Here is a 12,720-nt window from a genome sequence, read left to right on the forward strand (position 1 = left end):
GTGCGGGAAGGTGTGACTGACGCTCAGACCCTGTTCTCCCATTATCGTCAGGTCAAAAACCCGAATCCGATATTCACGCCGCGAGAAGGGAAAAAGACCCTGCCGTTCTGTCGTAAGCTGATGGCGAAAGCTGAGGGCTTCACGTCCCGTTTTGACTTTTCCGTCCATGTGGCGTTTGTACGCTCGCTGGGTAAACGTCACCGGATGCCGCCTCTGCTGCGTCGTCGTGCCATTGATGCACTGCTCCAGGGGATATGCTTCCACTATGACCCGCTGGCCAATCGTGTACAGCGCTCCATCACCAATCTGGCCATCGAGTGCGGTCTGGCCACCGAGTCAAAAAGTGGCAATCTGTCCATCACCCGTGCCACGCGGGCGCTGAAGTTCATAGCGGAGCTGGGGCTGATTACCTACCAGACCGAGTATGACCCGCAGATTGGCTGCAACATCCCGACCGATATCACCTTCACGCCGGCACTGTTCTCCGCGCTTGACGTCTCTGACGTTGCTGTTGTGGCCGCGAGGCGCAGCCGCGTTGAATGGGAAAATCAGCAGCGTAAGAAGCAGAACCTGAAGCCGCTGGAGATGGACGAGCTGATAGCTAAAGCCTGGCGGTTTGTGCGCGAACGGTTCCGCAGCTATCAGTCCGAACGTAAACAGCATGGCCTGAAACGCGCCCGTGCACGTCGTGACTCGGACAGAACCCGTAAGGACATTGTGACCCTGGTGAAGCAACAGCTGACGCGGGAATACGCCAGCGGGCGATTCACCGGCGGTCTTGATGCCATGAAGCGGGAGCTGGAGCGCCGCGTGAAAGAGCGCATGCTGATGTCGCGCGGCAACAACTACACGCGGCTGGCCACAGTCCCCATATAACCCTTCCTGTGTGAAAAATCCGGCTGGCGCCGGAGGGTTTCGCACGTCTGCTACTCCCGGCTGACGGTTTTCTGCACGAAAGGACGGCCGTCCTTCCTGACATTCACTCTATTCCGCCATCAGAATGGCCAGAAATTGCCTCGCCAGCATCATGTCCGGTCGCTAAATTCAGTTACCCACAAATAACTGCAAGGGAACTTTCCATAAAGTTACAACCGTTATGCTTGCAGAGCGCCAAGCGGCCTGATTTCAAAGTGCGTGGTTTCCTTTAAAAACCAGCTCTGTACTTCTTTTAAATAAATAATCTTTCTCTCTTATAAATAAATAACCTGTTCGTCGCCTGACCTGTGGACAGGCTCCTGATAATGCCCGCCCTTGCAGCGGACTCACGTCCGCGCCGGTTCGGCAACTGCCTAAAGTAGCTCCCATCGCTACGCGACGGGCCCCAGGTACATTCATAGTTACAACATACGAAACAATTCCCCAAAAGCAGGATCAGTGCCTGTCTGAACCCTCACAGCCCCTCCCCACCACTGAAAAGCGAGGCCGCCCCGGGCCGAAGGCCCGGAACAACGTCGCTTTTAATGATGGATGTTGTAACTAGCTTTTGAGCCGCTTTAAGTAGTACAGCTGGGATTTTCTCGTACACGCCCGTAAGCGGCCCTCACGGCCCGCTAACGCGGAGATACGCCCCGACTGCGGCTACGCCTTGTCGTGACCACTCCGACGGCGCACAGATGCTTCTACATCGCGATTAGCGGGTTAAGGCTTTGCAGGGAAGGGGGGGTTGATAGCGATCCTCTATAAATCAGCCGGCTGCGCCGGGCTACGGCGCCACTAACCAGAAGAGCCACATTCAGCTCCAGCTGGCGCCTTCATGCGCCGCTGGCGCATCCAGGAATGCCTGCGCGCTGCTCGGCATTCTCTATTCTGAATCCAACACCTGCTATAGGGGAGGACGATGACTCGTGACGTTGATGTACACCATGTGAGGATTAAACGAACAATATTCAGTAGAAATAATCAAACATACTGAATAATATATGGATTTTATAAATTGCTTAGTTTATCTCTTTGTACAATGCAAAAGGTTCGTAGCCCATGGAAAAGGAAAGTAAACAATTTGCCGTACTGATTGATGCGGATAATGCTCAGGCATCAGTCCTTGAGTCCATCCTTAATGAAATTTCCCTCATGGGAGATGCAACCGTCAAAAGGATTTACGGCGATTTTACCAACCCACAGAGCTCATGCTGGAAACATCTTCTTCAGAAAAATGCTATAAAACCGATACAGCAGTTCGCATATACAACTGGTAAAAATGCCACTGACAGTATGCTTATTATTGATGCAATGGATCTGTTGTATACTCAGGCATTTGATGGCTTTTGTCTCGTTTCCAGTGACAGTGACTTTACTGGTTTGGCCATTCGAATCAGAGAAGCAGGTCTTGAGGTTATCGGTTTTGGTGAAAAGAAAACACCTCAGGCATTCAGGAGCGCATGTAATAAATTTATTACCACTGAAGTTTATCGTGAAGAAAGAGATAGTGCTGCTCAACCTGAACAGGCCGGGATTCGAACAGAAGAAGAAAGTTACAGCATGCTGACTGAAATTATTGAAAGTTTTGCTGAACAAGAATGGGTTCATCTCGGACAACTCGGAGATATCATGAATAAACGAAATCCTGATTTTGATGCCAGGAATTATGGATATCGTAACTTGTCAGCGATGTTACAAAGCAAACAAGATACATTCGAATTGGTCAGAGGCAATAATATAGGCATGTCTCATAATCTGCCCTATGTGCGGCTGAAGTCTTAATCAGGCTGAGAGTATCTTTGTGACATTAACTATAAAATCGGGTCATCTGGCATGGTGCGCCCTGGTGGCGCTTGCGCTGGCCAGACAGAACGGAGATGTGCTGTCACCGGCACAGGAAAATCTCTTTCTTACCCGCTGGCTGGCGACTGCGCTGAAGCAACGGCGTTTTTCGCGTGATGTTGCCCCCGATATCGAGTGGCTTCTGAAACAGGGACGCCAGCTGGGCGTCAGCGCGAAGCTGGCCAGCAAGCTGAATTATCTCTGGCGCTCCTGCACCGGCGAACTGTCTGAGCAAAACGACCTGTTCCGGCTGACGTATGCCCTGGAAACCGCGAAAGACATGAGCTGGAATTACCGCCTGTTGAGCGATCGGGAATGGTCAGGTCGGTATGCCGTTGCGCTGAACGCCGGCGTGAACGGCATTTATCTCTCGCGGACTAACCTCGACGCGGCGTTTGACGACGATGGGCGACAGATAAATCCGCTGCTGACGCGCCTGACCGGTAATGTCGGGGGCGTGGTAAAGCTGTTTAACCGGTGTGGCTGGCAGGCAGAGTCAGCACAGGATACCTCCATGCCACACCAGTTTATGTTGGTAGCCTGCCGGGATGCCGGATAGGTTATCCTGATTACATATGTAATACATTTGTAATCAATCATTAATCACCAAAGCCGCAACACAAGGTGAAGGTATATTGGTTGTAATATACACATGAGGCCACGATAATGTAGTTAAGGATGCAGCAGACTGGTTAATCCAGACATCCCGCTACCAGCGTTCGCTGGTCAGGCCTGGTCCGGTAAAGGCGCTTCTGAATACCAGATATATTTCTGGCGAAACCCACCTCAAGGTGGGTTTTGTTATGTATGAGCTTGATAGTTATTTTTATTGATATCTTGAATACAAATGCAATACGTTTGTATTTCTTTTATAAAAGACGCTTTCGGGCCGTTTCATAGGCTTTTTCGTCTTCCCGTTTACCTACTGCGACCACCCATATAACAATCTCGTCATCGATAACCTTGTAAATCAAACGAAAACCAGATGCTCTCAGCTTTATTTTAAAGCAGCCAGCCAGATCACCATGCAGTCGGGCTGATTCCACATAAGGGTTTTGCTGAAGCTTTTTTAGCTTCTTTTTGAATTGCTCACGGATCGTCTTTTCGAGCTTATTCCATTCCTTAAACGCCCTTTCGTCAAATTCAACATTAAAGGTCATCAACGTTAACCCTGATCCGTCTTGCCGGATTTTTCAGTCTTTCCCGAACAACTGCCAGAATATCAGCGTCTTCATCATCTTCGCTCACCATCACTGAGACTTCAGCAAAGGGGAGTTTTTCGTTCTCTGCAACATACCGCAGGAACAGACGAAGTGCGTCCGAAGGCGACAGATTCAGTTTTTCAAAGGCCTGATAGGCGTCTTTTTTCAGTTCGTCATCAACGCGGATTTGAATTGTGCTCATTGCTCGTACTCCGGTTATATCGTGTACAGTTATTATACGTGTACTACAAGTGTAATTACAAGTGTGGTGCATTTTTTTCTAACCAGCAAGTAATGGCCACCACCCTTTTTTGACGGCAGAACACTAAATGAATGACTTATGTAATACATAAGTAGTCTATTTTCGTGTCAGAAGATGGCTGTAATCGCGGTGATCCAGCGAAAATGTGACACCCAGCTGTGGTGCAACGTCCAGTGCAAAAACCTTCAGATACACCTCCGTGCTTTCATAACGTTCATGCCCCATATAGGCCTGGACGACTTTCGGCGGCACGTGGTTGAAAAACAGATGCATGGCAAAACTGTGCCGCAGCGTCTTTGGATTGATGGCCGGGAGTGCAAATTCAATCCCCTCCTCCCGGGCTCTGTCGATCGCCTGTTGCATCCACAGCCAGGCTGTTTTCCTGCTGACGGCAAACAAGGGGCGTCGTCGGCCGGTTCTGAACGTGGCCAGATAGCGGCGAAGCTGATCGACATATGCGGCATCGAGCAGCGGCACTATCCGGGCTATCTTCTCATCCGCTGACGGTCGTCCCCTTCCCCGCTGGCGTTGTTTCAGTGTGCGTAACCGGATGCAGGGGCGTGGACCATCAAGTTGCAAATCCTCGGGTGTGATGGTCAGGGCTTCAGTAATACGGGCTCCGGTATTCCACAGTGTGGCAAAGAGCATACGCTGGCGCTCATCCGGCAGATAATGCAGTAATACGGCAACTTCGGGCGCCAGCAGATATTTAGGGAGATATGGCTGCAGCAGCGCCATACCACGCAGCGCGATGGCTGTTTCATAGTTTGTCGCAGGGACAGGGCTGTCGCCCGCTGTCATCAGCATTCTTCCCTCCCCCCTTTTATTTGATGTAATACATTTAAAATACAAATGTAATTCCAATGAATTACATAAACACTCACTCAGACCAGTTAAATCGCACCCATGTTTTTCGCCTCAGCCATAAACGTCCCGTAATGGCTTTCTGGGACGACGACCGGGATTGTTCTGCGGTTGTACAGTTGCATCAGCAACAATGTGCGATGGCGGCCGTCCGATACGCCAGAGTGTGTGACTGAAACCTGCGGGTATTCAACTGTGCCTTTCGCGATGTAGGTTTTGATCCTGTGCCACCGGCGCGGGTCAATGCAGAATGCACCGTCACCAAGAACGCTGAGAAAGGCCAGTCCGTCTACTTCAACAATCTTCGTCGGCTGATGGCGAAGCGGCTGCGGCAGATAAAACTGCAGGTCCTCAAAAGCCGGGAACGTGAGGCCCGACTCGTCCCGGGGGATGGCCTCAAAGGACGTAAAGGGATACTTCGTCATATAGGTCTGCATAAAGGTGTCCAGGTCTGTCTCAATCCTGGAGAACCATTCTGGTTCAGGTAAAAACGCTTTATCCCGCTCCCGCATCTCTCTGATGCTGTCGCCGAACAGGTCTTCAAGGCTGATGTTAACCTCCATGCTGCACTCCTGTTGCTGAATAAAAACAAAACCACGGCCCGGCAGGAACAACAACATGGGTATCCCGGGGTGGGGAGGTATCATTTTTTGTGTAATTCATTTGTATTACACAGGTGCGCTGTGCAAATTCTGTCGGGTAATACCCCTGCCAGTTATAAATTATTCGCGTAGCGTAATCCCGGCTTTCGTACTTATTCTGACACCTCCGTAGCCCTTATGCCACGGGAATAATTCGCCGCAGCCGTTTCCGTGAGGTAACAAAAATCGAAATATTCGTGTTCTGATACCTGGGTATTTTCAGCCAGGTGCCGGGAGAGTCGGAGAAAAAATGCTCTGTTCTGCCGTGGAACCGGACAGGATGCGGGCCGGAAGCGAAAAGTTGCCAGAGGCTGGGCAGTGAAACACTCTGCCTGTTTCGTTACATCGACGGGAATGAATGCGTTCAGGCGAAAAAAAACCGCCTTCAGAGGCGGTTTTTTAAAGGTATGGCCCTAACCAGTCCGGGACAAAACCACAGTCAAGCAGGAGAGAGCCGTTTTTTTCGGTACAATACGCTGCAGGTTCTGCAACGTATTCAAATGCGCTAATATACGGTAATTATAACACTACACAGAAAGGACGCAACAGCATGAGGATTGATGTTCGCCTGAGACGTAACGGCCTTTCCCCACGTCAGTTATTTTTCATTGAATGCTGGGGAAGTCTTGCGCATAAAGAAAGCACGGATACTGACAGGGTCGGATTCAATAACATCCTCAATGCGATTAATGAGCTCCTTTCACTGTTTCCGCAGGGTAATAAATTTAAAGGGCAGGATAAACGCAAAAGAGCAGCACAGGAGCTGCTTGAACTGCTGAAAGAAGATGTTGTTTTATCGGCACTGTTGCAAAGTTAGCGATGAGGCAGCCTTTTGTCTTATTCAAAGGCCTTACATTTCAAAAACTCTGCTTACCAGGCGCATTTCGCCCAGGGGATCACCATAATAAAATGCTGAGGCCTGGCCTTTGCGTAGTGCACGCATCACCTCAATACCTTTGATGGTGGCGTAAGCCGTCTTCATGGATTTAAATCCCAGCGTGGCGCCGATTATCCGTTTCAGTTTGCCATGATCGCATTCAATCACGTTGTTCCGGTACTTAATCTGTCGGTGTTCAACGTCAGACGGGCACCGGCCTTCGCGTTTGAGCAGAGCAAGCGCGCGACCATAGGCGGGCGCTTTATCCGTGTTGATGAATCGCGGGATCTGCCACTTCTTCACGTTGTTGAGGATTTTACCCAGAAACCGGTATGCAGCTTTGCTGTTACGACGGGAGGAGAGATAAAAATCGACAGTGCGGCCCCGGCTGTCGACGGCCCGGTACAGATACGCCCAGCGGCCATTGACCTTCACGTAGGTTTCATCCATGTGCCACGGGCAAAGATCGGAAGGGTTACGCCAGTACCAGCGCAGCCGTTTTTCCATTTCAGGCGCATAACGCTGAACCCAGCGGTAAATCGTGGAGTGATCGACATTCACTCCGCGTTCAGCCAGCATCTCCTGCAGCTCACGGTAACTGATGCCGTATTTGCAGTACCAGCGTACGGCCCACAGAATGATGTCACGCTGAAAATGCCGGCCTTTGAATGGGTTCATGTGCAGCTCCATCAGCAAAAGGGGATGATAAGTTTATCACCACCGACTATTTGCAACAGTGCCAAATATCATTATTCCGGATCCCGGTGTCAGAAGCGAGTGGCGTCTCAGACACGACGAGTTCATCTCTCCACTGAGCCTGGCAGCAAACAAAGCGGCGTGGAGTGAATGTGATGACTGGCTTGTCCATCTGAGGGAATATATTGACGGCAATTTCCAGTACCTGCACGACTATCTCAAAAGCTATTTACCCGAAACCAGGTTCTCGATCCCCGAAGGGACATATCTGGCCTGGATAGATATTAGCCGCTACCTGCCCGACACCGCAGGTGAGGATTTATCGCTGTATTTTGCCCGGGAGTCAGGGGTCCTTCTTGAAGGGGGCTTGCTGTTTGTCGACAATGGGGACGGATATATCCGGTTAAATCTGGCCTGCCCACGGAGTATGCTGACAGCAGGGATGAAAAGAATTTCACAGGTACTGCGGATACCGGCTCCTCATCGTGTATAACCCCTTTCTCTCTGGCCGTTTTGTCCTGTCAGGATGTCGTCAGAACCCGGCATAACACCCTGTGCCGGGAACACAAAAGGCACGGATGAACAGGTCGTGAATATTCTTAGTGAAGCCTGCTGATGACATGTCTGGCGACAAAAAAATGCCGCCCTTAAGGGGCGGCTTATGCCAGCGTCACGGGGTTATCGTCTGACCGCCATGATGCCCGCATCGACATCCCAGATAGCGCCCGTCACCCATGAGGTTTTGTCAGACAACAGGAAGAGAATAGTGTTTGCCACATCTTCGGCAGTTCCGACGCGTCCCAGCGGGTGGAAATCGTTCAGCGACTTCATAGCATCTGCGATATCCGCTTTGTCCATGAAGCCTTCGTATATCGGCGTATGAACAATCCCGGGAGACACCGCGTTGACACGAATACCCGCGCTGGCCAGCTCAATCGCCAGATTACGCGTCAGGGCATGCAGACCCGCTTTTGCCATTGAATAGGCCGAGGCCGGCGAGTCACCCAGTGCAGCCTGAGCACCAATCGAACCGACGTTGACGATAGACCCTTCGAGCTTCGCGGCGAGCATGTTCTTCACGACATCCTGTGTAATAAAGAACGTGGCTCGGTTCAGCGAAAGATACATGTCATAATCGGCAAAGCTGTGCTCGGTAAATCCTTTGGGCATGAAGATACCGGCGGCATTCACCATCAGGCTGATATCGTGATGGTGAGCATTAATTTCCTGACGGATAGTTTCCATACCTTCTTCGGTCATCAGGTTCGCCGCGATGACCGCAACCGGTCCCAGAGGGCTCAGTTCTTTTTGCACCGCTTCGGCTTTGTCTTTTTTATTCCCGGTCAGCACGACACTGCCGCCCGCTTCCAGTACCATGCGTGCCACGGCCAGGCCCATGCCGCTGGTACCGCCGACGACGAGCAGTTTTTTACCTTTGAAAAAAGTGTTCATTTTCTGACTCCATTACTGGTGGGTAAGACGTTGCCGGCAGCGTGAAACTGCCGGCGGTTGACGGATTAAATACTGCAGCCATCCGTTCCGCAGGTCTGACCCGCAGTGGCTGAAAATTCGGTTTGCTGTTCATCCCAGACCTGACGCAGGGCATTCAAAAAGTTATCTGCTGCCTGAGCCCCGCTGATGGCATATTTTTCGTTCATCACAAAAACCGGAACGCCGCTGAGGCCAATAGACTGTGCGTGGGCTTCATCGTCGGAAACGGTGGCGCGAAAATCGTCATTTTCCAGGGCGGCTTCAGCGTCAGCTTTCGGCATACCGGCTTCTACGGCCATGGCAACGAGCTGCTGACGGTCAAAGAGAGAGCGACCTTCGGTGATACTGCCATGATAAAAACGTTCTTCCACCGTGTCCGCAATTCCGGCCTTACGCGCGGCAACCAGCAGGGTGTGTGCATCTTCTGTATCACCAAACATCATGCCGTCGAAGTTGTAGATCAGACCTTCAGATTTACCGGCGGTGCCCACCTGATTCATCATCAGCTCCGCTGAATGCTGACTGCCCAGCTTTTTAACGATGGCATCCTTAAAAGGCATCGCGGGAGTACCACCGGCCAGACGGTAGCTGTGATGGCGGATCACCACCTGGTCGCGAAATTCAAAGCGATTCAGACCCTGTTCAAATCTTTTTTTAGCAATCCAGCACCACGGGCAGACCAAATCTGACCAGATATCGATGGTAAGGGTGGGTTTCAGCGTTTGCATAATGATTCCTCAAAGACGTTGGGCGGTCGGTTCTCACTTATCAGAGAACCGCGACCGTATGGGATTTATTGCGCCTGCCAGACCGGGTAATCGGTATAGCCTTTTTCCGGGGAACCACTGACGCCGTAGTAGGTGGCGCGGTCACTTTCTGCCAGTGGCCAGCCGTTTTGCATTCTTTCAACCAGATCCGGGTTAGCGATGTAGGGCACACCAAATGCCACCAGATCCAGCTCATCATCTTCCAGAGCCTGCTCTGCGATATCACGGGTAAAACCGCCGGCAGCGATGATGGTGCCTTTAAACGTGTTGCGAAAACGGCGGCGGAAGCCTTCCGGAAGTGGCGCTTTGGTGTACACCGGCTGATAGTAAAGGTGTACGTAGGCCAGTTCCCGCTGACCGAGCGCGTCGGTGATGGCTGACCAGGTTTGCTCTTCACCTTCATACGGCGCGAGGTCATAAATGCGGCCGAACGGTGACAGGCGCACGGCAACGTGGCTGTTACCCACGGCTTCCGCCACGGCGTCAATGGTCTCCAGCAGGAAACGCTGACGATTTTCCACCGAGCCGCCGTATTCGTCGGTGCGGGTGTTCAGTTCGCTACTGAGGAACTGGTCAAAGATGAATCCGTTTGCCGCCATGATTTCCACGCCGTCAAAGCCGGCTTCCATCGCCAGGCGTGCGGAGTGCACGAAGTCTGCAGTGATGCGTTTAACTTCATGCGTTTCCAGCGCGCGTGGCTGGCTTGGTACAACCGGGCCCGGTTCTCCGGATTCGGTCAGCGCAAAAACGGTGGTATTGACCGCCTGAACGGTGCCCGCTGAAACCGGCGCTATGTGGCCTGGCTGAAGAGAGACGTGAGACATACGGCCGACGTGCCAGAGCTGCGCGAAAATACGGCCACCTTTGGCGTGAACCGCTTGTGTCACTTTACGCCAGCCCTGGACGTGTTCGTCGTTGTAGATACCAGGGGTATAAAGGTAACCCCGGCCTTCTTCTGAAACCGGCATCCCTTCGGTGATGAGCAGGCCAGCAGAAGCACGCTGTGCATAGTACAAAGCCACGACCTCATCCGGCACGTCATTCATGGTGCGGGTGCGGGTCATCGGTGCCATGACTACACGGTTTTTTAACGCCAGGCCAGACAGATTGTAGGGGGTGAAAAGCTTACTCATCGTATACCTCACAAAAAACAAAAAGGAGTATCCCGGCAGGGATTTGCACAGCCCGGCAGTATCATCGACTGGACGTCGCGCACTGGAGTTGCATAAACATCTGATGGGTGGCAATATGCCAACCATCTAGTAGGTAGGTCAATGGGTGTGTCGTATTTTTTTGTCATAACGCAGCCATTCCTGAATTGTCACTCATTTTGCGAGGTCATCACCATGCGTACATTAACAGCTTATAACGAAGATAATTTCCGCCAGATAGAGCAGTACAAAGGAATATCGGTGGTACGTTTCTCTGCACCCTGGTGTCCGCCCTGTCAGGCCAGCGAAGAAATGTTCAGTCAGTTTGCAGACCGGCTCGATAGAGATATTCAGGTGGGGAAAGTCAATGTAGATCAGGCGCCGGTGCTGACAACCAAATACGAGATCTGGGGGCTGCCGTCTGTGCTGATATTTCATGAAGGGCAATTAGTTAAACGCATACCGGGTGTGAAACCTGCATCGGTATATGCTCAGGCTATTGCGGACATAAAAAAAGGGCAGTAATGCCCTTTTAACGTGGAATTTATTAATGCTTAACCGCGTGCCTGACCGACGGCATCCAGAGTGCGGGCTGAATGAATGACCGCCGCGCCAGCGTTGAGGTTAATCGCCACGCCCAGCGCTTCAGCAATTTCAGCGTCGGTTGCACCGGCTTTCACAGCGGCGTCGGCGTGAAAAGCAATACAGCCGTCGCAGCGGGTTGTGACTGCGCACGCCAGGGCAATGAGTTCACGCACTTTTGCGCCCAAAAGGTCAGTTTTGTTACCTGCGTTGCCCAGGGCAACCACGCCTTTCATGGTCTCGGGGGTCAGTTTGCCCAACTCGCCTAAACGTTGCATTAACTCTGAGCGATAGTTGTTCCAGTCCAGCATAGTGTCATTCTCCTGAATGAGGGGTATTAAGAAGCAGTTTTATATACTTAAGGCTGTTGGCGAAGACTTCGGGTCTGGCCGTTGCATGCGCCACTACGCTTGAGCCTTCACAGACATTAATGATCATCAAAGCAATATCTGATGGTTCGGCATGGGATGAAAACTCACCTGACTCCATGCCCGCCCTGACGACTTTTGTGAGCCACTCGATTTGCATATCGAAATAAAGTGATGTCTGTACAGTAATTGCCTGAGGCAGATTGGCGGTCTCTGCTGACAACGCACAACACAGTGGCAGTAGCGAAGCTTTATGGCTTTGCGCGAAGATATCGATGTAAGCCGCAATTCTTCTCTCCGCGCTTTTCTCAGTCGCCTCTATCTGCTCAAATACGCGTTGTGTATCAGAGAACGCCTGTATTACCACCTGCTCACCCAGAATATCTTTGGTCGGGAAATGGTGATGAATACTGGCCTTGGTGATACCCACTATTTTTGATAAATCAGCATAGCTGAATACTGAATACCCTTTTTCGCGCATCAGGTGTTCTGCTTCGCTGAGCAGCCGTTCCCGTGTCATGGTTGTCATAATTACTCCATATAATCTACTAGTTGATAGATTATATTGTTGCTATTTTTCCGTAGCAAGTTGTATCACTGACTCAGTATCGTGCAGAGCTGAACGTCACTGCCATCCTGCATTCTGAATGGCAGCATTACATCTCTGACATCACGCCAGGCGTGTAATCATTTCAACCGGATTAGCCAGAGTATCGTGGATTGGCGAATTCTTTTGCATTTCGCTGACCAGCGCTTCTAACTCCTCGCGACTGGCGGTCTTGCTCGTAAGGTGAACATCGACGCGAATAGATTTCGCACCTTTACGCACGTTGCTGTCCAGCCCAAGGAAGCCGTTGAGGTTGATATCGAAATTAAGATCCAGCTCGATACCGTCCAGGTCGATCCCTTTTTCAGCAGCCATCATGGTAAGGGTGGCGGTATAACAGCCAGCCAGCGCCTGCATGATGTATTCAGTCGGGCTCATGCCGGTATCGGTGCCGAGTAAACCTGCGGGTTCATCACCGATATTAGAAGGCACTGTTGCAAATAGTCGGTGGT

At 51.3% G+C, this 12,720-nt stretch carries 16 protein-coding genes and 1 pseudogene; 6 read left to right on the top strand and 11 right to left on the bottom strand.

All coding sequences use genetic code 11. From position 1 onward, the window contains the following. The 3 genes from repA to AC0XWG_RS25210 all read left to right on the top strand — a co-directional run bounded on the left by repA (position 1) and on the right by AC0XWG_RS25210 (position 3,319). Positions 1-876, top strand: coding sequence for an incFII family plasmid replication initiator RepA (gene repA, locus AC0XWG_RS25200; protein WP_128350917.1), 876 nt, complete (start codon positions 1-3; stop codon positions 874-876). 1,101 nt (positions 877-1,977) lie between these two features. Continuing rightward, positions 1,978-2,700, top strand: a complete 723-nt coding sequence (locus AC0XWG_RS25205; RefSeq protein ID WP_025760202.1) for an NYN domain-containing protein — start codon at positions 1,978-1,980, stop codon at positions 2,698-2,700. 19 nt (positions 2,701-2,719) lie between these two features. Next, positions 2,720-3,319, top strand: coding sequence for a DUF2913 family protein (locus AC0XWG_RS25210; RefSeq protein ID WP_025760201.1), 600 nt, complete (start codon positions 2,720-2,722; stop codon positions 3,317-3,319). A 310-nt stretch (positions 3,320-3,629) separates the two neighbouring features. Here the strand turns inward: AC0XWG_RS25210 and AC0XWG_RS25215 are convergent, their stop codons facing one another. The 4 genes from AC0XWG_RS25215 to AC0XWG_RS25230 form a co-directional block, all read right to left on the bottom strand. Next, positions 3,630-3,920: a type II toxin-antitoxin system RelE family toxin gene (locus AC0XWG_RS25215; RefSeq protein WP_000143805.1), complete on the bottom strand. Its 291-nt coding sequence runs from the start codon at positions 3,918-3,920 to the stop codon at positions 3,630-3,632. Beyond that, entirely contained in the window at positions 3,910-4,164 is a 255-nt protein-coding gene (locus AC0XWG_RS25220; protein ID WP_000104338.1) for a type II toxin-antitoxin system RelB/DinJ family antitoxin, read from the bottom strand. Before AC0XWG_RS25220 ends, AC0XWG_RS25215 begins: the two co-directional genes overlap by 11 nt. Before the next feature lie 156 nt (positions 4,165-4,320). After that, complete coding sequence (locus AC0XWG_RS25225; protein WP_025760373.1) at positions 4,321-5,031, bottom strand: tyrosine-type recombinase/integrase; 711 nt, start codon at positions 5,029-5,031, stop codon at positions 4,321-4,323. A gap of 86 nt (positions 5,032-5,117) precedes the next feature. Next, a complete protein-coding gene (locus AC0XWG_RS25230; protein ID WP_248261074.1) occupies positions 5,118-5,651 on the bottom strand; it encodes a hypothetical protein in 534 nt (177 codons plus the stop codon). A 628-nt stretch (positions 5,652-6,279) separates the two neighbouring features. Here AC0XWG_RS25230 and AC0XWG_RS25235 point away from each other — a divergent pair. Next, complete coding sequence (locus AC0XWG_RS25235) at positions 6,280-6,546, top strand: hypothetical protein (protein ID WP_475681170.1); 267 nt, start codon at positions 6,280-6,282, stop codon at positions 6,544-6,546. Positions 6,547-6,579: 33 nt separating this feature from the next. Here the strand turns inward: AC0XWG_RS25235 and AC0XWG_RS25240 are convergent, their stop codons facing one another. Beyond that, the gene (locus AC0XWG_RS25240) at positions 6,580-7,284 is read right to left on the bottom strand and encodes an IS6-like element IS26 family transposase (RefSeq protein ID WP_001067855.1); all 705 of its coding nucleotides are present in this window, start codon (positions 7,282-7,284) and stop codon (positions 6,580-6,582) included. Between the two features lie 58 nt (positions 7,285-7,342). Between AC0XWG_RS25240 and AC0XWG_RS25245 the strand changes: the two genes are divergently transcribed. Further along, positions 7,343-7,795: a beta C-S lyase family protein gene (locus AC0XWG_RS25245; RefSeq protein WP_475681171.1), complete on the top strand. Its 453-nt coding sequence runs from the start codon at positions 7,343-7,345 to the stop codon at positions 7,793-7,795. A 185-nt stretch (positions 7,796-7,980) separates the two neighbouring features. On the opposite strand, the gene AC0XWG_RS25250 is transcribed toward AC0XWG_RS25245, so the two are convergent. The 3 genes from AC0XWG_RS25250 to AC0XWG_RS25260 all read right to left on the bottom strand — a co-directional run bounded on the left by AC0XWG_RS25250 (position 7,981) and on the right by AC0XWG_RS25260 (position 10,693). After that, positions 7,981-8,754 (bottom strand): SDR family NAD(P)-dependent oxidoreductase, encoded by a 774-nt coding sequence (locus AC0XWG_RS25250; RefSeq protein WP_020277917.1) that lies wholly within the window; start codon positions 8,752-8,754, stop codon positions 7,981-7,983. Between the two features lie 65 nt (positions 8,755-8,819). Next, on the bottom strand, positions 8,820-9,521 hold the full coding sequence (locus AC0XWG_RS25255) for a DsbA family oxidoreductase (RefSeq protein WP_020277918.1): 702 nt from the start codon (positions 9,519-9,521) through the stop codon (positions 8,820-8,822). A 65-nt stretch (positions 9,522-9,586) separates the two neighbouring features. Further along, complete coding sequence (locus tag AC0XWG_RS25260) at positions 9,587-10,693, bottom strand: alkene reductase (RefSeq protein ID WP_006687059.1); 1,107 nt, start codon at positions 10,691-10,693, stop codon at positions 9,587-9,589. 213 nt (positions 10,694-10,906) lie between these two features. Here AC0XWG_RS25260 and AC0XWG_RS25265 point away from each other — a divergent pair, with 213 nt between their 5' ends. Next, positions 10,907-11,236, top strand: coding sequence for a thioredoxin family protein (locus AC0XWG_RS25265; protein WP_002431133.1), 330 nt, complete (start codon positions 10,907-10,909; stop codon positions 11,234-11,236). A gap of 29 nt (positions 11,237-11,265) precedes the next feature. On the opposite strand, the gene AC0XWG_RS25270 is transcribed toward AC0XWG_RS25265, so the two are convergent. The 3 genes and pseudogenes from AC0XWG_RS25270 to AC0XWG_RS25280 form a co-directional block, all read right to left on the bottom strand. Continuing rightward, positions 11,266-11,604, bottom strand: coding sequence for a carboxymuconolactone decarboxylase family protein (locus AC0XWG_RS25270; RefSeq protein ID WP_020277919.1), 339 nt, complete (start codon positions 11,602-11,604; stop codon positions 11,266-11,268). A gap of 4 nt (positions 11,605-11,608) precedes the next feature. Beyond that, complete coding sequence (locus AC0XWG_RS25275; protein ID WP_020277920.1) at positions 11,609-12,190, bottom strand: TetR/AcrR family transcriptional regulator; 582 nt, start codon at positions 12,188-12,190, stop codon at positions 11,609-11,611. Between the two features lie 141 nt (positions 12,191-12,331). Beyond that, positions 12,332-12,694: pseudogene (locus AC0XWG_RS25280) on the bottom strand (OsmC family protein); the annotation flags it as partial. Positions 12,695-12,720: the final 26 nt, after the last annotated feature.

Source organism: Enterobacter sp. DVT3837 (assembly GCF_056238685.1).

Excerpts from the sequence above, each read along its gene's own strand:
- AC0XWG_RS25205 (WP_025760202.1), top strand. The coding sequence starts at position 1,978 with ATGGAAAAGGAAAGTAAACAATTTGCCGTACTGATTGATGCGGATAAT.
- AC0XWG_RS25215 (WP_000143805.1), bottom strand. The coding sequence starts at position 3,920 with ATGACCTTTAATGTTGAATTTGACGAAAGGGCGTTTAAGGAATGGAAT.
- AC0XWG_RS25220 (WP_000104338.1), bottom strand. The coding sequence starts at position 4,164 with ATGAGCACAATTCAAATCCGCGTTGATGACGAACTGAAAAAAGACGCC.
- AC0XWG_RS25225 (WP_025760373.1), bottom strand. The coding sequence starts at position 5,031 with ATGCTGATGACAGCGGGCGACAGCCCTGTCCCTGCGACAAACTATGAA.
- AC0XWG_RS25230 (WP_248261074.1), bottom strand. The coding sequence starts at position 5,651 with ATGGAGGTTAACATCAGCCTTGAAGACCTGTTCGGCGACAGCATCAGA.
- AC0XWG_RS25235 (WP_475681170.1), top strand. The coding sequence starts at position 6,280 with ATGAGGATTGATGTTCGCCTGAGACGTAACGGCCTTTCCCCACGTCAG.
- AC0XWG_RS25240 (WP_001067855.1), bottom strand. The coding sequence starts at position 7,284 with ATGAACCCATTCAAAGGCCGGCATTTTCAGCGTGACATCATTCTGTGG.
- AC0XWG_RS25250 (WP_020277917.1), bottom strand. The coding sequence starts at position 8,754 with ATGAACACTTTTTTCAAAGGTAAAAAACTGCTCGTCGTCGGCGGTACC.
- AC0XWG_RS25255 (WP_020277918.1), bottom strand. The coding sequence starts at position 9,521 with ATGCAAACGCTGAAACCCACCCTTACCATCGATATCTGGTCAGATTTG.
- AC0XWG_RS25260 (WP_006687059.1), bottom strand. The coding sequence starts at position 10,693 with ATGAGTAAGCTTTTCACCCCCTACAATCTGTCTGGCCTGGCGTTAAAA.
- AC0XWG_RS25265 (WP_002431133.1), top strand. The coding sequence starts at position 10,907 with ATGCGTACATTAACAGCTTATAACGAAGATAATTTCCGCCAGATAGAG.
- AC0XWG_RS25270 (WP_020277919.1), bottom strand. The coding sequence starts at position 11,604 with ATGCTGGACTGGAACAACTATCGCTCAGAGTTAATGCAACGTTTAGGC.
- AC0XWG_RS25275 (WP_020277920.1), bottom strand. The coding sequence starts at position 12,190 with ATGACAACCATGACACGGGAACGGCTGCTCAGCGAAGCAGAACACCTG.